21 protein-coding genes are annotated in these 22,804 nt (G+C 71.2%); 11 read left to right on the top strand and 10 right to left on the bottom strand.

The features are described from left to right. The first annotated feature begins 104 nt into the window (after window positions 1-104). The 5 genes from ACIBCU_RS01435 (at window position 105) to ACIBCU_RS01455 (ending at window position 4,723) form a co-directional block, all read left to right on the top strand. The gene (locus ACIBCU_RS01435) at window positions 105-1,706 is read left to right on the top strand and encodes an oxidoreductase (protein ID WP_362930392.1); all 1,602 of its coding nucleotides are present in this window, start codon (window positions 105-107) and stop codon (window positions 1,704-1,706) included. Window positions 1,707-1,928: 222 nt separating this feature from the next. After that, the gene (locus ACIBCU_RS01440) at window positions 1,929-2,963 is read left to right on the top strand and encodes a hypothetical protein (RefSeq protein WP_399228446.1); all 1,035 of its coding nucleotides are present in this window, start codon (window positions 1,929-1,931) and stop codon (window positions 2,961-2,963) included. 11 nt (window positions 2,964-2,974) lie between these two features. Beyond that, on the top strand, window positions 2,975-3,751 hold the full coding sequence (locus ACIBCU_RS01445) for an LON peptidase substrate-binding domain-containing protein (RefSeq protein ID WP_362930396.1): 777 nt from the start codon (window positions 2,975-2,977) through the stop codon (window positions 3,749-3,751). A gap of 17 nt (window positions 3,752-3,768) precedes the next feature. Further along, window positions 3,769-4,269: a Cys-tRNA(Pro) deacylase gene (ybaK, locus tag ACIBCU_RS01450; RefSeq protein WP_399228448.1), complete on the top strand. Its 501-nt coding sequence runs from the start codon at window positions 3,769-3,771 to the stop codon at window positions 4,267-4,269. A gap of 64 nt (window positions 4,270-4,333) precedes the next feature. Next, the gene (locus ACIBCU_RS01455) at window positions 4,334-4,723 is read left to right on the top strand and encodes a TraR/DksA C4-type zinc finger protein (protein ID WP_362930400.1); all 390 of its coding nucleotides are present in this window, start codon (window positions 4,334-4,336) and stop codon (window positions 4,721-4,723) included. A gap of 51 nt (window positions 4,724-4,774) precedes the next feature. Here the strand turns inward: ACIBCU_RS01455 and ACIBCU_RS01460 are convergent, their stop codons facing one another. The 5 genes from ACIBCU_RS01460 to ACIBCU_RS01480 form a co-directional block, all read right to left on the bottom strand. After that, complete coding sequence (locus ACIBCU_RS01460; protein WP_362930580.1) at window positions 4,775-4,972, bottom strand: hypothetical protein; 198 nt, start codon at window positions 4,970-4,972, stop codon at window positions 4,775-4,777. Between the two features lie 127 nt (window positions 4,973-5,099). Further along, complete coding sequence (locus tag ACIBCU_RS01465) at window positions 5,100-5,837, bottom strand: ABC transporter permease (protein ID WP_362930402.1); 738 nt, start codon at window positions 5,835-5,837, stop codon at window positions 5,100-5,102. 34 nt (window positions 5,838-5,871) lie between these two features. Continuing rightward, the gene (locus tag ACIBCU_RS01470; protein ID WP_399228453.1) at window positions 5,872-6,720 is read right to left on the bottom strand and encodes an ABC transporter permease; all 849 of its coding nucleotides are present in this window, start codon (window positions 6,718-6,720) and stop codon (window positions 5,872-5,874) included. Window positions 6,721-6,775: 55 nt separating this feature from the next. Next, window positions 6,776-7,756, bottom strand: a complete 981-nt coding sequence (locus ACIBCU_RS01475; RefSeq protein WP_362930568.1) for an ABC transporter ATP-binding protein — start codon at window positions 7,754-7,756, stop codon at window positions 6,776-6,778. A 118-nt stretch (window positions 7,757-7,874) separates the two neighbouring features. Then, window positions 7,875-9,134, bottom strand: a complete 1,260-nt coding sequence (locus tag ACIBCU_RS01480) for an NYN domain-containing protein (RefSeq protein ID WP_399228456.1) — start codon at window positions 9,132-9,134, stop codon at window positions 7,875-7,877. A gap of 270 nt (window positions 9,135-9,404) precedes the next feature. Between ACIBCU_RS01480 and ACIBCU_RS01485 the strand changes: the two genes are divergently transcribed. Further along, window positions 9,405-9,584 (top strand): hypothetical protein, encoded by a 180-nt coding sequence (locus ACIBCU_RS01485; RefSeq protein ID WP_104789831.1) that lies wholly within the window; start codon window positions 9,405-9,407, stop codon window positions 9,582-9,584. A 78-nt stretch (window positions 9,585-9,662) separates the two neighbouring features. On the opposite strand, the gene dnaE is transcribed toward ACIBCU_RS01485, so the two are convergent. Then, window positions 9,663-13,199, bottom strand: a complete 3,537-nt coding sequence (dnaE, locus tag ACIBCU_RS01490; protein WP_362930406.1) for a DNA polymerase III subunit alpha — start codon at window positions 13,197-13,199, stop codon at window positions 9,663-9,665. 169 nt (window positions 13,200-13,368) lie between these two features. On the opposite strand from dnaE, the gene ACIBCU_RS01495 reads away from it, so the two are divergent. From ACIBCU_RS01495 to ACIBCU_RS01510, 4 genes are all read left to right on the top strand, one after another. Next, window positions 13,369-14,694 (top strand): DUF2252 domain-containing protein, encoded by a 1,326-nt coding sequence (locus tag ACIBCU_RS01495; protein ID WP_362930408.1) that lies wholly within the window; start codon window positions 13,369-13,371, stop codon window positions 14,692-14,694. A 69-nt stretch (window positions 14,695-14,763) separates the two neighbouring features. After that, window positions 14,764-15,489 (top strand): hypothetical protein, encoded by a 726-nt coding sequence (locus ACIBCU_RS01500; protein WP_399229715.1) that lies wholly within the window; start codon window positions 14,764-14,766, stop codon window positions 15,487-15,489. A gap of 50 nt (window positions 15,490-15,539) precedes the next feature. After that, window positions 15,540-16,355 carry a thioredoxin domain-containing protein gene (locus ACIBCU_RS01505; RefSeq protein WP_399228459.1) on the top strand — a complete coding sequence of 272 codons (816 nt, stop codon included), beginning with the start codon at window positions 15,540-15,542 and terminating at the stop codon, window positions 16,353-16,355. Between the two features lie 555 nt (window positions 16,356-16,910). Beyond that, window positions 16,911-17,837, top strand: coding sequence for a zinc metalloprotease (locus ACIBCU_RS01510; RefSeq protein ID WP_362930572.1), 927 nt, complete (start codon window positions 16,911-16,913; stop codon window positions 17,835-17,837). Window positions 17,838-17,899: 62 nt separating this feature from the next. On the opposite strand, the gene ACIBCU_RS01515 is transcribed toward ACIBCU_RS01510, so the two are convergent. After that, window positions 17,900-18,478: a dienelactone hydrolase family protein gene (locus ACIBCU_RS01515; RefSeq protein WP_362930412.1), complete on the bottom strand. Its 579-nt coding sequence runs from the start codon at window positions 18,476-18,478 to the stop codon at window positions 17,900-17,902. A gap of 37 nt (window positions 18,479-18,515) precedes the next feature. Between ACIBCU_RS01515 and ACIBCU_RS01520 the strand changes: the two genes are divergently transcribed. Beyond that, the gene (locus ACIBCU_RS01520; RefSeq protein WP_362930414.1) at window positions 18,516-19,658 is read left to right on the top strand and encodes a mechanosensitive ion channel domain-containing protein; all 1,143 of its coding nucleotides are present in this window, start codon (window positions 18,516-18,518) and stop codon (window positions 19,656-19,658) included. A gap of 24 nt (window positions 19,659-19,682) precedes the next feature. On the opposite strand, the gene ACIBCU_RS01525 is transcribed toward ACIBCU_RS01520, so the two are convergent. The 3 genes from ACIBCU_RS01525 to ACIBCU_RS01535 all read right to left on the bottom strand — a co-directional run bounded on the left by ACIBCU_RS01525 (window position 19,683) and on the right by ACIBCU_RS01535 (window position 22,803). Continuing rightward, window positions 19,683-21,269 carry a Na+/H+ antiporter gene (locus tag ACIBCU_RS01525; RefSeq protein WP_362930416.1) on the bottom strand — a complete coding sequence of 529 codons (1,587 nt, stop codon included), beginning with the start codon at window positions 21,267-21,269 and terminating at the stop codon, window positions 19,683-19,685. 119 nt (window positions 21,270-21,388) lie between these two features. Continuing rightward, the gene (locus ACIBCU_RS01530) at window positions 21,389-21,865 is read right to left on the bottom strand and encodes a GNAT family N-acetyltransferase (RefSeq protein ID WP_362930418.1); all 477 of its coding nucleotides are present in this window, start codon (window positions 21,863-21,865) and stop codon (window positions 21,389-21,391) included. Next, the gene (locus ACIBCU_RS01535) at window positions 21,862-22,803 is read right to left on the bottom strand and encodes an RluA family pseudouridine synthase (protein WP_362930420.1); all 942 of its coding nucleotides are present in this window, start codon (window positions 22,801-22,803) and stop codon (window positions 21,862-21,864) included. The genes ACIBCU_RS01530 and ACIBCU_RS01535 overlap by 4 nt, the downstream gene beginning before the upstream one ends. Window position 22,804: the final 1 nt, after the last annotated feature.

Raw genomic sequence — 22,804 nt, forward strand, 5'->3', positions numbered from 1 at the left:
CATGTCCCGGCTGTCACTGCTGACCATTAGCGTTCACCTGGTCACACAGAGGGAAGAACGACTGTACGAAGCGCGGGTCGGACCGCGCAGGCGGAGGTGAGGCAGTGACCGAACCGCACGACGGCGAGATCCCCGACGGGCTCAGCGCCGCGGAGCTGGGTATGTGGCAGTCCTTCCGGAACGGCACGACCTACGATCTGCGTTCGCACGATCCGGTGCGCGACGACCCCTTCGCCCCGCACATCTGGGGCCCCGAGCGCAGTGTCGGCGCGCGCACGGTGGCGCGCCTGCTCCTCGACGGCCCGCCCGCGCGGCCGGGGCGGGTGGCCGCGCTGAAGCTCCGGGGCCTGCGGATCACCGGGAAGCTCGACCTGGCGGGCGGCCGGGTGTCTCCGTACGTCGAGCTCACGGGCTGCCGCTTCGAGCAGGAGGTCGTCCTGCCCGAGTGCCACTTCACCACGCTGCGGATGGTGGGCTGCGCGGTGCCGAGGCTGGACGCGGCCCGGCTCCACACGGAGGGTGATCTGCATCTGCCGCGCTGCCGGATCGAGCGCGGCGTCCGGCTGACCGACGCCCAGATCGGCACGGACCTCCTGATCAACCAGATCGGCATCGGCCCCGACCGGCGCGGCCGCGCCTTCGTGGGCGACGGGATGTCGGTGGCGCAGGACCTGCAGGCCGAGATGATCGAGACGCGCGGCGAGCTGAGCCTGCGCGGGGCGAAGGTCGGCGGTTCGCTGAGCCTGCGCGGCAGCCGGCTGCGCGCCACGGACGGGCGGCGGGCGCTGAACGCCCCGCAGCTGAGCGTGGAGCGCACGCTGTACATGACGGAGGCGTGGGTGAGCATCGACACGGGGAACCAGGGCACCACTCCCCCGTTCGGTGTCGCGCGCGGCGGTGGTCCGGCGCGCGGGACGCGTGCGCAGGTCTTCGAGTGCCGGGGCGCGGTGCGGCTCGACGACGGGCGGTTCGGGGACGCGGTTGACCTGCACAAGGCGCGGTTCGTGCTCGCCGACCGCGAGGAGCTGTCGCTGCGCCGGATCGTCACGCCCGAGCTGCGCTTCAACGCGGAGCGACCGAGGGAGGGCCGGGTCGTGCTGAACGGCGCGAAGGTGGTCACCCTGATCGACGTGTCGAGCAGCTGGCCCGGCCCGGGCGGCCTGGCGATGGGCGGCTTCGTGTACGAGAACCTCGTCCCGTACGGCCATTTCCCGCTCTCCCGGCGCCTGGAGTGGGTGCTGGCCGCGACCCCGGAGTACGTCCCGGAGCCGTACGAGCGCCTCGCGACGGTGCTCCGCAGCTGCGGGGAGGACGCGGACGCCCGCGAGGTGCTGCTGGCCAAGCAGCGACGCCGGCGCGAGACGCTGCCGCCCGCGGGAAGGATCTGGGGCTATCTGCAGGACTGGACGGTGGCGTACGGCTACCGCCCGGGGCGGGCCCTGGTCTGGATGGCGGTGCTGTGGGCGGCGGGGGCGGTGGCCTTCTCGCAGTACCGCCCGGAGTCGATCAAGGGGAGCGAGCATCCGCAGTGGAATCCCGCGTTGTACGCGCTGGATCTGCTGGTGCCGGTGATCAACCTCGGGCAGGACGGCTACTGGCTGCTGGAGGGCGGCTGGCAGTGGACGGCGGCGGCCCTCGTGCTGCTGGGGTGGATACTGGCCACGACGGTGGCGGCGGGCGCGTCCCGGCTCCTGCGGCGCGGCTGACCGGAGGGCGGCACCCCGTCCGGCCGCATTCCTGTCGGCGCAGCGGCCGAAAGGCCGGTCGAGGCCCGGCAGGACGGGCGGTCATCGGCAACCGTACGGTCGGAATCGCGCCACTCACGCGCGCTTCCTTTGCCCTTTCTTGACCCCGCCCAGGGCAACCCTTCCACTCGCTACAGAAGCTTCACAGAGGCCCTCTGGCGCAGCCCTCACCAGGGCTTTTCAATGGTCTGCACCATGGCTTTCCTCCGCGCACTGCTGAGTTCCGCGCGCACGTTCCGGTACGGCCCCGGGCTGACCGCCGGGCTGCCGGCGGACGACGCGGTGATGCTCGACGCCCCCGACGAGCGGCTCTCCCCCGCGCTGGTGGCGGCGGCCCTCGGCGACTTCGAGCCCGCGGCCAAGCTCCTCGCCACCACCAGGGACGCCGCCGACTGGGAGACCCGGGACCGCACGCTGGCCCGGCTGGTCGCCTTCGCGCGCAGTCGCGACGGCTGGCTCACCGGCTGGCTGGCCGCCGCGCCGCGCGATCCGGACGCCCTGCTCGTCAAGGCCGCGCTGGCGGTGCGCCGCGCCTGGGAATCCCCCGCCCACGCCGAGCTGCTGCGCGAGGTGGGGCCGCTCATCACCGCGGCGGCCGAGGCCGATGCCCATGACCCGGTGCCGTGGCGGCTGGCGCTCGACCACGCCCGGGGCACGCACGCCTCGCACACGGTCTTCGAGTCGCTGTGGGAGCAGGCCGTCCGCCGCTCCCCGCACCACTACGGCAGCCACGTCTCCGCTCTCCGGTACCTCTCGGCCGAGTGGTACGGCTCCCACCGCGAGTGCTTCGACTTCGCCGAGCGGGCGGCCGAGGACGCCGCCGGGGACTCCCTGGTGCAGGCCCTCCCCGTACGGGCGGCCTTCGCCCTGCTGCGGGACGAGAAGGCGTCCGCGCGGGCGACCTCCGTACAGACGGACCGGATCGACGCCGCCGCCGACCTCGCCATCCGGTTCTCGGCCGGATTCCCCGCCGGTGATCCCTGGCCGGCAGAGGTCCGCAACCTGCTGGCCTACGTCCTGGTCGCACGGGGTCGTGCTGCCGAGGCACTGGAGCAGTTCCGGCTGATCGGACCGTACGCGACCTCGTTCCCCTGGGCCTCCGTGACCGGGGAGGCGCTCGGCGGATTCCTCGACGCGCGCACCGATGTCCGGCTCCGGGTGGCCTCTTCCACACCCCTGTGCGGGCGGCTGGAACACGGCGGGCACCGCGGCCATTAGGCTTGGCCGTTGTGACCACCGCTCGCCTGCCTCTCTTCCCGCTGAACGCGGTGCTGTTCCCCGGCCTCGTGCTGCCGCTCAACGTCTTCGAGGAGCGTTATCGCGCCATGATGCGCGAGCTGATCGAGATCGACGAGGACGAACCGCGCCGCTTCGTGGTGGTCGCGATCCGCGACGGCCGCGAGACCGCCCCGACAGCCACCGGCATGCCGGACACGGCCGCCACCGCGCCTCCCGCCGAACGGGCTCCGGGCGACGGCTTCGGGCCCGATCCCCTCCAGACCTTCCACCGGGTCGGCTGCGTCGCCGACGCGGCGAAGATCCGTGAGCGCGCCGACGGCAGTTACGAGGTCCTGGCGACCGGCACCACACGGGTCCGGCTGCTCTCCGTCGACGCGAGCGGCCCGTTCCTGACGGCCGAGGTCGAGGAACTGCCCGAGGACCCGGGGGCCGCCGAGGGCGAGGACTCGCCCAAGGACGAGGCGGGCGCGCTCTCGGAGGGCGTCCTGCGCGCCTTCCGCAGCTACCAGAAGCGGCTGGCCGGAGCGAGCGAGCGTTCCCTGACGACGGGTGCGGACCTGCCCGACGACCCGTCCGTCGTCTCGTATCTCGTGGCCGCCGCCGCCGTGCTCGACGTCCCGACGAAGCAGCGGCTGCTCCAGGCCCCGGACACCGCGACCCGGCTGCGCGAGGAGCTGGCGCTCCTGCGCAGGGAGACGGCCGTCATCCGGCACCTGCCCTCCCTGCCGGCGTCCGAACTGACCCGCGACCCCACGTATCCCAACTGACCCGAGGACCGGCCCCGGTGGCGAAGAAGTCCAGGAAACAGCAGTCCGGCTCCACCCCGGCCACGGTCGCCCTGACCGCGGCCGGCACCGCGTTCACGGTCCACGCGTACGACCACGACCCCTCGTCGCCGTCGTACGGGGAGGAGGCGGCCGAAGCTCTCGGTGTCTCCGCCGACCGGGTGTTCAAGACCCTGGTCGCCGACGTCGACGGTGAACTGGTCGTCGCGGTCGTCCCCGTGGCGGGGTCCCTGGACCTGAAGGCGCTGGCGTCGGCGGTGGGCGGCAAGCGTGCGGCCATGGCGGACCCGGCGGCGGCCGAGCGCACCACGGGCTACGTGCGGGGAGGCATCTCCCCGCTGGGCCAGCGCAAGCGCCTGCGTACGGTGCTGGACGCGTCGGCCGGGTCGTATCCCACGATCTGCGTCTCGGCGGGGCGCCGGGGCCTGGAGGTCGAGCTCTCCCCCTCCGACCTGGCCACCCTGACGGACGCCACCCTGGCCCCGGTCGGCCGGTCGTAGCGGGAAGCCCTCGGCGCGTGAGGTTCGCGGAATGCGGACCCCCGGGACGACCGTTTCCGCACAGGTGAACGAATTTTCTTCTTCCGTACGTGCCGGACCGGGCGGCCTCGCGGCCACGCGGGAGCGACTGCTCGCAGAACGCCGCGGCACGGAGTCCCGGCTCGCGGCTCTGCGGAGTGATTTCGACGGGATCGTCGAGGCGAACGCGCTGGTGGCGGTCGACGACGAACACGACCCGGAGGGATCCAGCACCGCCTTCGAGCGGGCCCATGTCGCCTCGTTGCTGGACCGGGCTCGGGACCACCTGGAGGAGGTGGACCGGGCCCTGGAGCGGCTGGAGCGAGGCGACTACGGGCGCTGCGAGGCGTGCCGCGAGCCGATCCCACCGGGCCGTCTGGAGGTGCGTCCGGCAGCGACGACCTGTGTGCGGTGCGCTGCCGGCGCACCCCGCTGACGCCGTTCGCGACGGGCCGGGGAAGCGTGAACCGCTTCCGCCGGCACGCGGTCAGCGCTTGAAGGCGCCCTTCGACTTCTCCTTGGTGTCACGGCCCTTGCCGCGGGCCTCCAGGGCCGCTCCCTTGGCCGCGGTGGTGTCGTCGCCGACCGCGTGGGCAACCTTGCGTACGGCCTTCCCGACGATCTGCTCGGTCTTGGCCTTGGTCTTCTCTCCGGCGCTCATGTCGGTCCTTTCGTAGGTGCTCACCCAGGCGCCTGCCCCTGTCCGTGGGGCGGAAACGGACCGGACGCAAACGACCGGGCGCAAGCGGAAAGGCACCGCGCGGAAGTGGGAAGGAGCCGGGCAGGTCCCGTACGAGACCGGCGGGGAGCCGCTACGGCCGTCCCGGGTCCGGCTTGTCCGCCGCCCGGCCGGCCTCTGCCGCCGGCCACTCGGGGGCACCGGACGCGGGCCCGGAGGCGGCCCCGCCCCCCGCCTCGTCCCGGGGCGCCCCGTACGGGCTCTCCCATTCCGGCTCAGGATCCCGCGGCCCGAACAGCGCCGTCAGCCCCAGGTGGACGATCATCGCGGCGATGGGCCAGGCGAGCACCGCCGCCCCCACCGCGTGCAGCTCCAGCGGCGCGTCGAAGGCGACCCCCTTGCCGACCTCCTTGGCATGGGCCACCACATCGGACGTCGGCCCGAACCAGGTGCCGATCCCCCACGCCAGAAGGGAGCCGAGCAGCCCGCCCAGGGCGAGCCCCACCACCAGCGGGATGCCCCCGCGACGGCGGAGGAGGAACACGACGGCCGCCGAGACCAGGCCGAAGGCGAGTGCCAGCAGCACGAACGTGCCGTCGGCGCCGATGGCTTCCTCGCCCTCGCTGTTCTTGAGGAACACGGCGGTGTCGTCGGAGACGAGCGGCACCCGGGGCGCCAGCCACAGCCAGAGCAGCCCGAGGCCGGCACCCGCCACCGTCAGCACCGCGGCGATCACCGCGGCCTGCCGTAGCTCCGCGCGCCGCTCGTCCGGGCCCGGCTGCTCGCCGGGCACGACGTGCGACCCGGTGGGCGGGTTCTGCCACGGGTCGTTCGGCTGGGGCTGGTGCGGCGGCGTCAACGGTGCGGTCACGGTGCCATCGTGCCAGGCTGACGTGTGCGCCGCCTCACCGGACCGCCGCACGCCGGTACGCCCATGCGGCCACGGCCAGCGAGAGCACACCGACCGCCGCGCACACCGCGAGGTCGAGGGCGACGACCGCCCAGTCGGGGTGGGCGTCGAAGGACCGGGACAGCGCCTCGACGCCGTATGTCGAAGGGAGCAGATCGCGCGCCCACCCGACCGGGCCGGGCAGCCGCTCGGCCGGCAGCACGCCCAGCAGCAGTGCCGCCGACATGCCCAGCTGCCCGAGCAGCGTCGCCACCTCCTGGCGCGGCGCCAGCAGCCCGAGCGCGGCGCCGAGCCCGGAGAGCGCGGCCCCGGAGAGCGGGATGACGGCGACGAGCACCCACAGGTGCGTCATCGGGAGTCCGTACAGCGCGCTGCCCGCGACCGCCGTGACGATCGTGCCGGGCACGGTGAACGAGGCGTACGCGCCGGCCGCTCCCAGCACCACCGCGGCCGGCGGTACCGGCAGCGTCGCGTAGTGGTCGAGCCCGCCGCCGGCCCGGAGCTGGCCGAAGTACTGGGCGAGCAGATTGAGCGCGACGAAGGCCACGACCAGCACGCTGGAACCGGCGACGACGGCACGTGCCTCCGCGCCGCCGTCGACGACTCCGCGCATCAGCACCATGATCCCGACGGACTGGAAGGTCGCGACGAACAACAGCGGAATGCGCGCGACCCTCGCCCGCGACAGCTGCGCCCGGTAGACGGCGGCCAGCGACGGGAGCAGCCTGGCCCGCGGCGCGAGGGCCGCGGGGGCCGTGCGGGCGGGCGGGCCGGTCCGTACGGCGGATGTCCGCACCTTCGGCCCGGTCACCTTCGCGGCCTCCGTGGGAACGATGCTCGTCACCTGGCAGTGCTCCCGTCCGACTCCGACACGTTTCGCGACACGTTCACCGTCCTGCTCACGCCTTCACCAGTCCCTCGGCCCTGGCGGCGTCCCCGCCGAGCGCCAGGTAGACGTCCTCCAGGCTGGGCGTGGCCAGCGTGAAGTCGTCGAGCGAGGAGAACGCCGCCCCGCCGGTCACCGCGGCGACCGCGGCCCGCGCCTCGTCGGGTCCGAGCCGCAGCACCCACTTGCGCCCCGACTCCTGCGCGGATTCGCGGAGCGCGGCAACCTCCGGGACGTCCAGCGGTGCGCGCTCGCGCCACACGAGCTCGACCCGCACCTCGCCCGCCACCCGTTCCTTGAGCCCGGACGGGGTGTCACAGGCGATGACCTTGCCGCGCTCCATGACCGCCACCCGGTCCAGGACGGTCTCGGCCTCGATGACGTTGTGGGTCACGAGCAGCACCGTCGCACCGCGCTCGGCACGCCTCCGGTCGACGGCGGACCAGACGGAGCGCCGGGCGACGGGGTCCATGCCGGTCGTCGGCTCGTCCAGCACCAGGACGGGGCGGTCGCCGACCAGCGTCGCGGCGAAGCAGGCGAGCCGCCGCTGCCCGCCGGACAGCTTCTTCAGCGGGCGTCCGGCGAGGCCGGTGATCCCGAGTTCCTCGAGTACGTCGTCGCGGGCGGCGCGCGCCTCCCGTACGGGCAGGCCCCTGAGCCGCCCGGTGGTCTCCGCGGCGAGCGACACGGTCAGTTCGTCGAGGGCGGTGGACTCCTGGCCCAGGTAGCCGATGAGCCGCGAGGCCCGCTCGGGGTGGCGCACCAGGTCGTGTCCCAGCACCTCGACGCTCCCGGAATCGGGACGCATCAGTCCGGTGAGCTGGCGTACGAGCGTGGACTTGCCCGCGCCGTTGGGCCCGAGCAGTCCGAAGATCTCGCCGCGCCGGACATCGAGGTGGACCCCGTCGGTCGCCCGCACCTCGGGCGTGGCGGCGCGGCCTCGTCGGCCGCGGACGGCGGGGTAGGTCTTGACCAGGTCACGCACCGCGCACACGGTGCCGGTCTGTGCCTGCGCTGCGCCCGAAGCCTGTGCTGTGCCCGTACTCACGAGGTATGAGCCTACGGGGTCGGATGCCCCGTATTGCCTCCGGGGCCGGGCAGCACCGCCCCGCTCACTCCCCCGCGGGAGCGTGCTCGGCGGCGGCCCGTACGTCGATCTCGCGCCAGAACCCCGCCCTGATGGCATAGCGGTCGTGCTCGTCGATCTGGTCGTCCTTGTGCGCGAGCAGCCCGAAGCGGGCCGCGTACCTCAGGAGTTCCCCGTCGATGCGGTGCGGGATGCGGGGGTACAGGGTGGACAGCTTCTGCAGGTGGACGGTCTCCGGCAGCCGTTCCATCCAGCGCCGGGCGAAGACCTGGCCGACCTCGAAGGGGTCACCGCCGACGGTGGTGATGTCCTCCTCCCGGTCCGCCCAGCGCTGTTCCGCGCTGGTGAGCTGGGCCAGGGTCGGCAGGGACGCGGTCTCGGCCGGTTCGCCGAGCGGTCCGCCGCGCTCGACCCAGCCCTTGTCGGACGACCAGCGCAGTGTCGCGTTGGCGGCCGGCGGCTGCGCGGTCTGCTGCGCGGCCCCCGCTGCGGGCGCGCGCAGGCTCGCCAGGTCCTTGGGGGTGGGGACGCCCTTGTGCCCGGGCGTCGGCGCGGGGTGCGGGGCGGCTTCCGTGTCCGCCGTGCCGGTGCCGTTACGGGCCGCGGCGGCCTGGGCCTCCGAAGCCCTCTCGGCGGAGGCGGCGAGGGCGGCCTCGGGCAGCGGCGCGGACAGGATCGCGGCGATCTCGGGGCGCGGGACGGGCGGGGGCGCGCAGACGCCGCCGGTCTCCTTGGCCCGTACGGCCTTGGTGATCCAGGCCCGGTCGAGCACCCGCCGCTCGTCGGCCTCGGCGACGAGGTCCTCGGACTGGTTGTAGTCGCCGTCGGCGGCCTGGACGGCCCAGAGGTGGACGGCGACGCCATGCTCCTTGGCGGACATGAGTCCGGGCAGCAGATCGCCGTCCCCGGTCACGAGCACCACGTCGGAGCAGGCGCGGTTCCTGGCCAGCTCGGTCAGTTCGGCGTGCATGGCCGCGTCCACGCCCTTCTGCGCCCACCGTCCGTCACTGCGGGTGAGCGCGCCAAGCCGAACGGTCACGCGTGGCATGACGCGCAGCCTGCGGTGCTCGGGCTGCGGCACGCGGTCGGGGGCGCCGTCGAACCAGTAGATGCGCAGCAGGGGCTGTTCCGTATCGGCCTCCGCGCGCTCGCGCAGGCCCTGGATCAGGGCCGCGTGGTCGACGGTGATGCGGGAACGGGCGGGCTCTCCGGCCAGCAGACTCGCGGCTGCGCCCAGCAAGTAGCCGGCGTCCACCAGGACGACGCAACGGTCCACGCGTTCCACCCTCTTCCAATTCGGGAGCGGATCAGCGGCCGTTGACATGGGGGGTGCGTCCGCCGGCCCGGGGTTCGCTCACTCAGGGTTTCCTTCGAGTCTGCCCGACGGCGCGGGGGTTAGGGTCCGGAACTCGATCATCGGCGTGGCGGATCCGGGGGACGGCGGATGATACCTCCCCTACTACGCTCGGTAATGATCCAACATGCGCCCTTTCTGGTGATATGTGAGTCTGACAGCGGTTCTGGACCCCCCAGAGCTTCCACAGGAGGCATCACGATGGCGAAGAACAAGAACCGCAAGCAGGGCAGCCAGCACGACCGCGCTTCGGCCGCGGAGCGGGGCGCCGAGGAGGCCAAGTCGACGGCGTACGAGTCGCAGACCCAGCCCCAGTCGCAGGCGCAGGGCAGCCCGGCGGACGTCGCGCGCAAGCACCAGAAGCGCTTCGGCCACAACTGACCGGTTCACGGGCCGGCAGGCCGAGAGGGGCGCCCCGCCAGCGGCGGGGCGCCCCTCTCGTGGGTGCGGGGAGGGCCGTCAGCCGGCCAGGCAGGACGGGCCGAGCAGCACCTTCAGGTCACCGAAGAGGGCGGGGTCCGGCTTGACGCGGTGGCGGTCGAGCCGGAGCACGGTGGTCTTGCGGGGGCCCTGGAGCCTGATGCGCACCTCGGTGTCGCCGCGGTGGTTGCTGAGGACCTCGCCGAGCCGGCTGACCATGGGCGGGGTGACCCTCACCGTGGGGATCGTCAGGATGACGGGTGCGTTGGATCCGGCGTTGGAGATGTCGGGGACCTGCATCTCCATGGCGACGAGGCGTGGCACGTCCTCGCGCTTGTCGAGGCGTCCCTTGACGAAGACGACGGTGTCCTCGACGAGCTGGGTGGAGACAAGCTGGTAGGTCGCGGGGAAGAACATGCACTCGATGGAGCCCGCGAGGTCCTCCACGGTCGCGATGGCCCAGGCGTTGCCCTGCTTGGTCATCTTGCGCTGGAGGCCGGAGATGATGCCGCCCACGGTGACGATCGCGCCGTCCGAGTGCTCACCGCCCGTGAGCTGAGAGATCGCCGCGTCCGACTTGTCGGACAGGACGTGCTCCAGGCCGAAGAGCGGGTGGTCGGAGACGTACAGCCCGAGCATCTCGCGCTCCTGCGCGAGCAGGTAGGACTTCTCCCACTCGATGTCGGAGAACTCCACGTCGAGACCGAAGCCGGGTTCGTCGCTGTCCGCCTCGCCGCCGCCGAAGAGGTCGAACTGCCCCTCGGCCTCCTTGCGCTTGACCTGCACCACGTTGTCGATCATCGGCTCGTGGTGGGCGACGAGCCCCTTGCGGGTGTGCCCCATCTCGTCGAAGGCGCCGGCCTTGATCAGCGATTCGACGGTGCGCTTGTTGCAGACGACCGCTTCGACCTTGTCGAGGAAGTCGGGGAACGTGGAGTACTTCCCCTTCGCCTTGCGGCACCTGATGATCGAGTCGACCACGTTCTGCCCGACGTTGCGGACGGCGGTCAGCCCGAAGAGGATCACGTCGTCACCCTGGGCGGCGAAGTTCGACTCGGACTCGTTGACGTTCGGCGGGAGCACCTTGATGCCCATGCGCCGGCACTCGTTGAGGTAGACCGCGGACTTGTCCTTGTCGTCCTTGACGGAGGTCAGCAGCGCCGCCATGTACTCGGCGGGGTAGTTCGCCTTGAGGTAGGCGGTCCAGTAGGTGACCAGGCCGTACGCGGAGGAGTGCGCCTTGTTGAACGCGTATCCGGCGAAGGGCACCAGGACGTCCCACAGGGCCTTGATCGCCGCGTCGGAGAAGCCGTTCTTCTTGGCGCCCGCCTCGAAGAGGACGAAGTTCTTCGCCAGCTCGTCGGCCTTCTTCTTACCCATCACGCGGCGCAGGATGTCGGCCTCGCCGAGCGAGTACCCGGCGACGATCTGGGCGGCCTTCTGCACCTGCTCCTGGTAGACGATCAGGCCGTAGGTGAGGCCGAGGACCTCCTTGAGCGGCTCCTCCAGCTCCGGGTGGATCGGAGTGATCTCCTGGCGGCCGTTCTTGCGCTCGGCGTAGTTCGTGTGCGAGTTCATTCCCATCGGGCCCGGCCGGTAGAGGGCCGAGACGGCGGAGATGTCCTCGAAGTTGTCGGGCTGCATCTGACGCAGCAGCGAACGCATGGGGCCGCCGTCGAACTGGAACACCCCGAGCGTGTCACCGCGGCAGAGCAGCTCGTACGTCTTGGGGTCGTCCAGCGGCAGGGAGAGCATCTCCAGGTCGATGCCCTTGTTGGCCTTCACCATCTTGATGGCGTCGTCCATGATCGTCAGGTTGCGCAGGCCGAGGAAGTCCATCTTCAGCAGACCGAGCGACTCGCACTGGGGGTAGTCCCACTGCGTGATGGTGACGCCGTCGGTGTGCCGCACCCAGACCGGGGCGTGGTCGACGATGGGCTCGCTGGACATGATCACGCCGGCCGCGTGCACACCCATCTGCCGGACGAGACCCTCGACGCCCTTCGCGGTGTCGATGACCTTCTGGACGTCCGGCTCGTTCTCGTACATCCCCCGGATCTCGCCCGCCTCGCTGTAGCGCGGGTGCTTGGGGTCGGTGATGCCGCTGAGGTCGATGCCCTTGCCGAGGACGTCCGCGGGCATGGCCTTGGTGAGGCGGTCGCCCATCGCGTAGGGGTAGCCCAGGACGCGCGCGGAGTCCTTGATGGCGTTCTTGGCCTTGATCTTGCCGTAGGTGCCGATCATGGCGACCTTGTCGGCGCCGTACTTCTCGGTCACGTACCGGATCACCTCGACGCGCCTGCGCTCGTCGAAGTCGATGTCGACGTCGGGCATGGAGACGCGCTCCGGGTTGAGGAAGCGCTCGAAGATCAGCCCGTGGGTGATCGGGTCGAGGTCGGTGATGCCCATGGCGTACGCGACGATCGAACCGGCGGCGGAACCACGGCCGGGGCCGACCGCGATGCCGTTGTTCTTGGCCCACATGATGAAGTCGGCGACGACGAGGAAGTACCCCGGGAACCCCATCTGGATGATGATGTCCATCTCGTACTCGGCCTGCTTCTGCCGGTCCTCGGGGACGCCTCCGGGGTAGCGGCGGTCCATGCCGACCCGGACCTCCTCCTGGAACCAGGTGACCTCGGTGAAGCCCTCCGGGATGTCGAACTTCGGCATCAGGTCGCGCTTCTCGAACATGCCGGCGGTGTCGATCTGCTGCGCGACCAGGAGGGTGTTGGCGCAGCCCTCCTGCCAGGCGTCCGAGGAGTCGACGGCGTACATCTCGTCCGTCGTCTTCAGGTAGTAGCCCGTGCCGTCGAAGCGGAAGCGGTCCGGGTCGGAGAGGTTCTTGCCGGTCTGGATGCAGAGCAGGGCGTCGTGCGCGGTCGCCTCGTTGGCGTAGGTGTAGTGCGAGTCGTTCGTCACGAGCGGCGGGATGCCGAGCTTCTTGCCGACCCGCAGCAGGTCGTCGCGGACCCGGCGCTCGATGTCGATGCCGTGGTCCATCAGCTCCAGGAAGTACCGGTCCTTGCCGAAGATGTCCTGGTACTCGGAGGCCGCCTTGACCGCCTCGTCGAACTGGCCGAGGCGCAGACGGGTCTGCAGCTCACCCGAGGGGCACCCGGTGGAGGCGATCAGGCCCTCGGACCACTGGGAGATGGTCTCCTTGTCCATGCGCGGCCACTTCTGCAGCCAGCCCTCGGCGTACGCGTCCGAGGAGAGCTTGAAGAGGTTGTGCAGTCCGGTGCTGTCGGCCGCCCAGATCGTCTTGTGGGTATAACCACCGGAACCTGAGACGTCGTCCCGCTTCTGGTGCGGCTGGCCCCACTGGACCTTGCGCTTGTGCTTGCGGGACTCGGGGGCCACGTACGCCTCGATCCCGATGATCGGCGTCACACCCGCCTTCTTGGCCGAGTGGAAGAAGTCGTAGGCGCCGTGGAGGTTGCCGTGGTCGGTCATCGCGATGTGCGACATGCCCATCGTGTTCGCCGCCTCGAACATGTCCTTGAGCCGCGCGGCACCGTCCAGCAGCGAGTACTGGGTGTGGACGTGCAGGTGCGTGAAGGGCGGCTTGGTCACGGCGCTGTGCCTCCGGAGAAACTCGGGATGACGACTGGGGGGAACAGCGTGGAAGTCTACGTCTCCGAGGTGACAAGCGGCGGGCACTCCGGGGTACGGTCGCGCGTTGGAAGACCGGGGACGCCCGTCCCATTTGTCATGAACGCCATGTACCAGGAGGCACCCAGCGATGTCGGACACGCAGACCGGCGCAGAGCAGCGCGGGGAGCAGATTCTCGCAGTTTTCGACACCGCGTTCGGGCAGCTCCTGGCCGCCGACCCCGCAGCCTTCCGGGTCAAGTTCCGCAAGATGGCGGGCTCGGCCTTCGCGTTCTACCGGGGCTCGGCCGGCCTCTTCTACGACGATCTGGACCGCGAGCAGCACACCGGCGCCTATCTGGACGAGCGCACGAGCAGGGTGTGGATCCACGGCGACCTGCACGCCGAGAATTTCGGCACGTACATGGACGCCAACGGCCGGCTCGTGTTCAACGTCAACGACTTCGACGAGGCCTATGTGGGCCCCTTCACCTGGGACCTCAAGCGCTTCGCCGCCTCCGTCGCCCTGATCGGCTACGCCAAGGCGCTGGGCGACGACCAGATCAGTGAGCTGGTCCGGGTCTACGCCACCGCCTACCGCGAGCGGATCCACGCCCTGGCGACCGGCGCCAAGAACGACGAAGTGCCGCCCTTCACCCTGGACACCGCCGACGGACCGCTGCTGGGCGCGCTGCGCGACGCCCGGGCGCTGACCCGGTTCGGTCTGCTGGACTCGATGACGGAGATCCGGGACTTCGAGCGCCGGTTCACCGCGGACGGCGGCGCGATCGACCTGGACGCGGCGACGCGGTACAAGGTGCTCGCGGCGTTCGACGGCTATCTGGAGACGCTGCCGGAGTCGAGCCTCACGCGCCCCGACTCGTACCGGGTGAAGGACGTCGTCGGCCGCCGGGGCATCGGCATCGGGTCGGCCGGCCTGCCCTCGTACAACATCCTTCTGGAGGGCAACAGCGACGCCCTGGAGAACGATGTGGTGATCTATCTCAAGCAGGCGCAGACCCCGGCCGTGTCCCGGCACGTCACGGACGCGGCCGTGCGGGACTACTTCCAGCACGAGGGGCACCGCACGGTGATCTCGCAGCGCGCCCTCCAGGCGCACGCCGACCCGTGGCTGGGCTGGACCGAGCTGGACGGGTCCGGGCAGCTGGTCGCCGAGGTCTCCCCGTACGCGGTCGATCTGGACTGGTCCGACATCGACGAGCCGGAGGAGATCGCGGCGGTGGTCGCCGATCTCGGCCGGGCCACGGCGACGATGCACTCGGCGGCGGACGACGAGAGCGGGCACTCGCTGGTGCCGTTCTCCACGGAGCGCGCGATCGACGCCGCCATCGCGGCCGACGAGCAGGGCTTCGCCGACCTGCTGGTGGACTTCGCGCACAGCTACGGCGCGCGCGCCCGTGCCGATCACCAGATCTTCGTCGACCTCTTCCGCAACGGCCGCATCCCGGGCCTCTAGGGCCCCCGGGCCCGGGTCCCGCAGATCCTTAGGGCTCCCATACAGGAACGCATGGCAAACTCTCCGGCGATGGACGTATCAGGGACACCGATCAGAGCGGTACGCGCGGCGTTGTTCACCGCGCTCGTCGTCACGCTCTCGTCCGCGTCCCATGTGCTGCTCTCCCGGGTCCCGCTGCCGATGGCCGCCGTGGCGCTGCTGGCCGGGGCCGTCTTCGCCATGGCGTTCGCACTGGCGGGCCGGGAGCGCGGCTTCGGCGCGATCGCCGGGCTGCTGGTGCCGCTGGAGCTCGCCGCCGACACGGTGTTCACCACCGGCCAGCACCTCTGTTACGGGGCGGCGGGCGGCCCGATCGCGGGCCCGCTGCGCTCCGTGGGCGTCGACGTGCTCTGCGGCGGCGAGCCGGGGCGCGGCGCCGACGGACTCTCCGGTGTCGCCTCCGTCGGCACACCGCTGGCCGGGGTGGCGGGCGAGGGCGGCCACGCCGCCGCCCTGCTGGCCTCGCCCGGACCCGCCGTGCCGTGGCTGCTGCTGGCCGCGCATGTGACGGTGGGCCTGCTCGCCGCCGCCTGGCTGCGACGGGGCGAGTCGGCACTGGCGAAACTGCTGAACGCGGCGGCCGCCCTCGCCTTCCGGCCGCTGCTCACCGCGGTAGCCGTGGCCCGAACGCCCCGGCGCCGGCTGCGGGGCGGCCCCTGCGGCGCGGGCCGGCCGCATCCGGTCACCCCGGCCCGCTTCCTCGTGCACTCCGTGGGCCGCAGGGGCCCGCCGCGCTCGGCCTGCACCTCTGCCTGAGCACGCGGAAAGACACCCCTGAGCCATCCCATGCCTTACGGAGCACCCTCATGAGCAAGCGCAACAACCAGGCCAACAAGTCCGCCGCCCGCGAGCGGCTGCGCGAGGAGCGCGAGCGCCAGGCCAAGAAGGACAAGGCACGCAAGCAGATCGTCGTCGGCGTTTCGATCGTGGCCGTGCTGGCGATCGCCGGCGGTGTCAGCTACGGCGTGATGCAGCTGAACAAGCCCTCCGCCTGGGAGGCCGCCGGGGACGCGAAGAACGTCACCGCGCCCAAGAACGCCTCGGGTGACGACGGCACGACCGTCGTGATCGGCGAGTCGAGCGCCAAGAAGACCCTGGAGCTGTACGAGGACTCGCGCTGCCCGATCTGCGCCACGTTCGAGCAGGCGGTCGGCGAGACGGTGGCCAAGGACGTCGAGGCAGGCAAGTACAAGATCAAGTACGTGGGTGCCACCTTCATCGACAACTCGGACAGCGGCGAGGGCTCGAAGAACGCCCTGAGCGCGCTCGGCGCCGCGCTGAACGTGAGCCCCGACGCCTTCCTGGAGTACAAGAGCGCGCTGTACTCCGCGAAGTTCCACCCCGCGGAGACCGAGGACAAGTTCGCCAAGGACAGCTACCTGATCGAGGTGGCGGACTCGGTGGACGCGCTGAAGGGCAACAAGGCGTTCCAGAAGGACGTCGAGGACGGCACGTACGACGCCTGGGCGATCAAGATGTCCAAGGCATTCGACAAGAGCGGGGTGCAGGGCACGCCGACCCTCAAGATGGACGGCAAGACGCTCACCGGCGAGGGCAGCGAGAACGCCCCCATGACCGTGCCCGAGTTCAACACGGCCATCACCAAGGCGCTGAAGGGCTGACACGCGCCTGCCGGGCGGGTCCGGCGCGGCAGGGCCCGACAGGCGATTCCGCCGCCCGGTAGGGGCGACGGGCGTCACTCCACGCGGCATTCGGCGAACAGGCGGGCGAACTCTTTTGTTCGCCCGCCTGTTCGCTCACCCCTCCGGCAGGGGCAATCAGCTGTGCAGTGCGCTCAGCGGGCGCGGAAGATCGAAAAGGCCGACGTCGCGGTGCACCGACCGATCATTTCCAGCCACCCGCCACTCTGTTAACACAGTGACACGTCGTCATGTCGGCCACTCTGTCCACGATTCCGAATGCGGACACATCACCTGCGAAAGTAGCGCCCCGCATGACGTTCTCGTCTCAAACCCTGGGGCGCGCCGAAGCTTTTCTCGGCATTGCCCCTTTACGCCCCAGCATTGATTGGGCCTGTTAGGCCCTCTTCCATGCATGACATGGCCACGTAATCTCCCCGCGGCGGGTGAGGAAGTACCTCCCCCACATGTCCGCGAGGAGTCACCGTGCGCGCTCTTGTACGCATATCGCCCCGTCTGCGTCGTCCCGCTCTGAGCATGGCCGTCCTGGCCGGAACCCTGGCTCTGACTCCGCTCTCCACCGCGCCTGGGGCCGCCGTCGCCTCGGCGCCGTCCGCGGAGAAGTGCGCCACCACCACGAACGCGGCGGCGCGTGAGGCCCGCCCCGGCGGGTCCGACCACGCCGCCGAGCCCAACGAGGTCAGCGCGGCCAAGGCCAAGGCCATGGACACGGACCTCAGAGAGAAACTGGCGGACCGAAGAGTCAACGGCTCGGCGCTCGCCGCGGGGGCGACCGTCCCGGTCTACTTCCACGTGATCCACTCCGGGACGACCGGCAAGCTCACCTCGACGCAGATCAACAACCAGCTCAGCGTCCTCAATGCCGCCTACAGCGGCCAGGGAACCGGCAACACCGACTCCGGTTTCCGCTTCACCCTCGCCGCCACGGATTACACGGACAACGCCGCCTGGTACAACCTGAGCTCCGGGTCCACCGCCGAGAAGGCCATGAAGTCGGCGCTGCGCAAGGGCGGCGCCGGCGCGCTCAACGTCTACACCGCCAACCTGGGCGGCGGCCTCCTGGGCTGGGCCACCTTCCCCAGCTCCTACAACTCCAGCCCGTCGATGGACGGCGTAGTGGTCCTCGACTCCTCGCTGCCGGGCGGCGCTGCGGCCAACTACGACGAGGGCGACACGGCCACCCACGAGGTCGGCCACTGGCTGGGCCTCTACCACACCTTCCAGGGCGGCTGTAACGGGAACGGCGACTACGTCGCCGACACCCCGGCCGAGAAGAGCGCGGCCTTCGAGTGCCCCACCGGCCGCGACACCTGCGCGAGCAAGACCGGGGTGGACCCGATCCACAACTTCATGGACTACACGTACGACGCGTGCATGTACCAGTTCACCGCGGGCCAGGTGCAGCGCATGTCCGACAGCTGGACCGCCTACCGGGCAGGCTGACCCCCCGGCACCACCCTCGCGGACAGGGCCCCCGCACCTCGGTGCGGGGGCCCTCGCGACGGCTACAGCGTGGCGAGGAAGCCGAGCGCCACCTTCCAGGTCAGGTCGGCGGCGTCCTGGTCGAAGTCGGGCAGATCGGGGTCGGTGTAGAGGTGCCCGGCCCCGGGATAGCGGTAGATCTCGACGTCGGCCCCGGTCCGCTGCATCTGGAGGTACCAGCTGTTCAGCCAGTCCGGCGACTCGAACACGTCGGGGTCGGCGACGTGCAGCTGTACGGGCAGCTCGTCCACCGAGGCGTTCTCTGCGATGTCCGACGTGCCGTGGAGCAGCAGCAGGCCGCGGGCCTTGGCGTCGCCGAGCGAGAGGGTTTGCGCCACGGACGCGCCGAACGAGAATCCCGCGTACACGAGGCCCTGGTCGGAGTACGGCGCCGCGGCCAGGACGGCGCGCTTGAGCAGCTCCTCCTTGCCCACCTGTTCCTTGAAGGCCATTCCGTCCTCGACCGTTTCGAAGGTGTGCCCCTCGAAGAGATCGGGCACGCGCACCTCGTGCCCCGCTGCGCGCAGCCGCTCGGCGGAAGCGTGCACGGCCGGCCTCAGGCCGTAGATCGAGTGGAAAAGCATGATGTTCATGCGGTCCATGGTGCCAGGCCTGCACCGACTCTTGGAGGACGACGGAATGGAGAACGTACTGCGGCCGTTGCTCGTGCTGGGCGGGTCGCTGCTGATCACCCTGCTGGTGGGGTGGCTGGTCGACCTGCTGCTGCGCCGCGCCGACAGCCGCCATCACGAGACCCCTCTCTGGGGCCTGCTGCGGCTCTGCCGTCCGCCCATGCAGGTGGTGCTCTGCACGGCGCTGCTGAGGGCCAGCTTCGACCAGCTCCGGCTCGACGTCGTGCGGGACAACCGGGACGCGATCGGGCAGGTCCTGACCCTGGTGCTGATCGCGGCGTCGGCGTGGCTGGTGATCCGCGTAGCCGCCACGATCGTCCAGTCCTCGTACGCCCGTTACGCGACCTCCACCCGCGATCCCGCGCGCGTCCGCCGGGTCCGGACCCAGGTCACGCTGATCCAGCGTGTGGTCACCGCGGTGGTGGCGACGGTCGCGGTCGCGGCGATGCTGCTCACCTTCCCCGCGATGCAGACCGTCGGCACCTCGATGCTGGCCTCGGCCGGTGTGCTCGGCATCGTCGCCGGTGTCGCGGCCCAGTCGACGCTCGGCAACCTCTTCGCCGGCTTCCAGATCGCCTTCGGCGACATGGTGCGGCTCGGTGACACCGTGGTGGTGGACGGGGAATGGGGCACGGTGGAGGAGATCACCCTGACCTTCCTCACCGTGCGGACCTGGGACGAGCGGCGGTTCACGATGCCCGTGTCCTACTTCACGAGCAACCCGTTCGAGAACTGGTCGCGCGGCGGCGTGCAGATGACCGGCACCGTCTTCTTCCAGCTCGACCACTCGGCCCCGGTCGCGGCGATGCGTGACCGGCTGCGCGACATCCTCGGTGAGTGCGCCGCCTGGGACGGCCGCGACTGGTCCCTGGCCGTCACGGACACCACCCCGACCACGATCGAGGTGCGGGCGGTGGTGACCGCGAAGGACGCGGACGACATCTGGACGGTGCGCTGCGCGGTGCGGGAGCAGATGATCGGCTGGCTCCGGGACAACCACCCGTACGCGCTGCCCCGGATCGTGACGTCGCCGGCGGCGCTGCCGCCGGGAGACCACTGGCGGGAGCTGACGGGTGCGGACACCGACCTGACGTCGTCCAACGGCCATGTGCCGACCCCGGGCAAGGCGCCCCGCACAGGACGTGGCTGAGCGGTCCCCGGGCGGGTGGGCCGGTCAGCGCAGGCTGCGTACGTCCAGGTAGCGCAGCACCCGGTCCACCACCTCGGGGTCCGATCCGGGCTCGCTGCGCGCGGCGAGCACCGCGTGACGGGCGGCGGACATCATCTCGCGCTGGATCCGGGCGACCTCCTTGAAGCGCTCGGCGCGCTGCGCGTACGCCTCGCGCCGTTCCTCGTCGACCATGTCGGGGCTGATCCGCGCCCCGATGTCGTACGCGGCGCGCTGCAGCCGCTCCAAGACCTCCTCGGGGAGTCCCTCGGTGTCCTGGACCTCCTTGAGGCGGCTCTTGGCCGCCTTGGCCGCCCGGATCGCGAGGTCGCGCTCCAGTGCCTGTTCGGCCTCGGTGTCCGCCCGGACGCCGAGCTTGCGCACGAGCCACGGCAGGGTCAGGCCCTGGAGGACGAGGGTCACCATGATGACGACGAAGGCGATGAAGACGATCTCGTCCCGGCCGGGGAACGGCTTGCCGTCGTCCGTCTCCAGCGGGATCGCCAGCGCCAGCGCGACGGAGGCGACTCCCCGCATCCCCGCCCACCACATGATGACGGTCTCGCGCACGCCGGTGGGGATCTCCTCGCTGACGTCACGCCGGGTGTGCAGCCGCTTGGCGAGCCAGGCGGCGGGCAGCAGCCAGAGGAGCCGGACGCCGATGACGACCGCGGCGACGGCGAGACCCCAGCCCAGCAGGCGCAGTTCGTGTCCGTCGGCGGTGCCGAAGACGTTGTGGAGTTCGAGGCCGATCAGGCCGAAGGCGACGCCGGTGATGAGGGTGTCGACGATCTCCCAGAAGGACCGGCCGGTGAGCCGCCCGAGGACGTCGTCGGCGTCCGCGGTGTGCTCCGCGAGGAAGAGCGCGGTGGTCAGGACGGCGAGCACGCCAGAGCCCATCAGCTCCTCTGCGAGTACGTAACTGACGAACGGCACGAGGAGGGTCAGGCCGACCTGGAGGGTGGTGTCTCCCAGGTACCCCATGAGTTTGATGGTGAGCCAGCCGAGCACCAGGCCGACCACCACGGCGACGACGGCGGAGAGGATGAGCAGTCCGAACGCGGCCGGCAGCGAGAAGGTGCCGCTGACGGCGGCGGCGATCGCCACGTGGTAGAGGACGATGGCCGTGACGTCGTTGAACAGCCCCTCGCCCTCCAGGATCGAGACGAGCCGGCGCGGCAGCCCGACCGAGCCGGCCACGGCCGTCGCCGCGACCGGATCGGGCGGGGCGACGAGCGCCCCCAGGGCCACGGCGGCCGCGATCGGCAGACCGGGTACCAGCGCGTTCGCGACGGCCGCGACGGCCGCCGTGGTGACGAAGACGAGGGCGACGGCCAGCAGGAAGATCGGCCGTCGGTTGGCCGCGAACTGCCGCCAGGAGGTGCGCTGCACGGAGGCGTAGAGCAACGGCGGCAGGAGGGCGGGGAGGATGAACTCCGGCGGGATGTCCACGTCGGGCACGAAACTGGCGAAGGCCATGACGATCCCGGCGAGGGTCATCAGGATCGGCGCCGGGAGACGCAGGCGCTCCCCGAGCGGCACCGTGACCACCGCTCCGAGCAGGAGCAGGAGCAGGAGCGCCATCTGGTCCACGTTGTGCCTTCCGCAGCGCGCGCGGGCCTCCTGGCCCGTGTGTTGATCAGCCGGTCAGAGCTTCCAGCCTGTCACGAGCAGCCCGCGGACCTGCGGCAGCCCCCTGAGGGCCGCGCGGGTCAGAGCGCGCGGCGCATGGCCCGGTGCGGGATCCCGGCGTCCGGGAACTCGGGGCCGTAGGCCGCGTAGCCGAGCCGCTCGTAGAAGCCGAGCGCCTGCGTCTGGGCGTGCAGGTCCACGGCGGCCAGGCCGAGCGTGCGGGCCTGCTCCTCAATGGCGCGGACCAGTGCGGCCCCGACGCCCAGTCCACGGGCCTCGCGGGTCACGGCGAGCCGGCCGAGCGAACCCACGGTCAGGTCGCCGCCGGTCCTGTCCGCCGCGTCCTCACCGTGCAGCAGCCGTCCCGTGCCGAGCGCGGAGCCGTCCGCGGCTACGGCGATGACGTGCACCGCGGAAGCGTCATGGGCGTCGTACTCGATCTCCTCGGGGACCTGCTGCTCGCCGACGAAGACGTCCTTGCGGATCTGGAAGCACGCCGCGAGGTCGCTCTCGCCGAGGGCCCTGCGGGTGCTGTACGGGGCCGCCCCGGGGTTCATTCGCTCTCCGCGGCGATCGTGTCGAGGGCGTGGCGCAGGTCGTCCGGGTAGACGCTCTCGAATTCGACCCAGCCGCCGTCGGCCGGGTGCTCGAAGCCGAGCCGGACCGCGTGCAGCCACTGCCGGGTCAGGCCGAGGCGCTTGGCCAGCGTGGGGTCGGCTCCGTAGGTCAGGTCGCCGACGCACGGGTGGCGGTGCGCGGACATGTGAACGCGGATCTGGTGCGTGCGCCCGGTCTCCAGCTTGATGTCGAGCAGGCTGGCCGCTCGGTAGGCCTCGATGAGGTCGTAGTGCGTCACGGAGGGCTTGCCCTCGGCGGTGACGGCCCACTTGTAGTCGTGCTGCGGGTGACGGCCGATGGGGGCGTCGATGGTGCCGCTCATCGGGTCGGGGTGGCCCTGCACGAGGGCGTGGTACTTCTTCTCGACGACCCGGTCGCGGAACTGCGCCTTGAGCAGGGTGTACGCCCGCTCGGACTTGGCCACGACCATCAGGCCGGAGGTTCCGACGTCCAGCCGGTGCACGATGCCCTGGCGCTCGGCGGCGCCCGACGTCGAGATGCGGTAGCCGGCCGCGGCGAGGCCACCGATGACGGTGGTGCCGGTCCAGCCGGGGCTGGGGTGGGCGGCGACGCCGACCGGCTTCATGATGACGACTATGTCGTCGTCGTCATGGACGATCTCCATGCCCTCGACGGGCTCGGCGACGACCTGGACCGGAGCGGGTGCCTGGGGCATCTCCACTTCCAGCCAGGCACCGCCGTGCACCCGCTCGGACTTCCCGGCCACCGCGCCGTCCACCTGGACCTTCCCGGCAGCGGCCAGCTCGGCGGCCTTGGTGCGGGAGAAACCGAACATCCGGGAGATGGCGGCGTCGACACGCTCGCCCTCCAGGCCGTCGGGTACGGGCAGGGTGCGGACCTCGGGATACGTACTCACC

Source organism: Streptomyces sp. NPDC051064 (genome assembly GCF_044455985.1).
Classification (GTDB): domain Bacteria; phylum Actinomycetota; class Actinomycetes; order Streptomycetales; family Streptomycetaceae; genus Streptomyces.

Excerpts from the sequence above, each read along its gene's own strand:
- ACIBCU_RS01515 (WP_362930412.1), bottom strand. The coding sequence starts at position 18,478 with ATGGACCGCATGAACATCATGCTTTTCCACTCGATCTACGGCCTGAGG.
- ACIBCU_RS01485 (WP_104789831.1), top strand. The coding sequence starts at position 9,405 with ATGGCGAAGAACAAGAACCGCAAGCAGGGCAGCCAGCACGACCGCGCT.
- ACIBCU_RS01520 (WP_362930414.1), top strand. The coding sequence starts at position 18,516 with ATGGAGAACGTACTGCGGCCGTTGCTCGTGCTGGGCGGGTCGCTGCTG.
- ACIBCU_RS01500 (WP_399229715.1), top strand. The coding sequence starts at position 14,764 with ATGGACGTATCAGGGACACCGATCAGAGCGGTACGCGCGGCGTTGTTC.
- ACIBCU_RS01530 (WP_362930418.1), bottom strand. The coding sequence starts at position 21,865 with ATGAACCCCGGGGCGGCCCCGTACAGCACCCGCAGGGCCCTCGGCGAG.
- ACIBCU_RS01505 (WP_399228459.1), top strand. The coding sequence starts at position 15,540 with ATGAGCAAGCGCAACAACCAGGCCAACAAGTCCGCCGCCCGCGAGCGG.
- ACIBCU_RS01440 (WP_399228446.1), top strand. The coding sequence starts at position 1,929 with ATGGTCTGCACCATGGCTTTCCTCCGCGCACTGCTGAGTTCCGCGCGC.
- ACIBCU_RS01510 (WP_362930572.1), top strand. The coding sequence starts at position 16,911 with ATGGCCGTCCTGGCCGGAACCCTGGCTCTGACTCCGCTCTCCACCGCG.
- ACIBCU_RS01495 (WP_362930408.1), top strand. The coding sequence starts at position 13,369 with ATGTCGGACACGCAGACCGGCGCAGAGCAGCGCGGGGAGCAGATTCTC.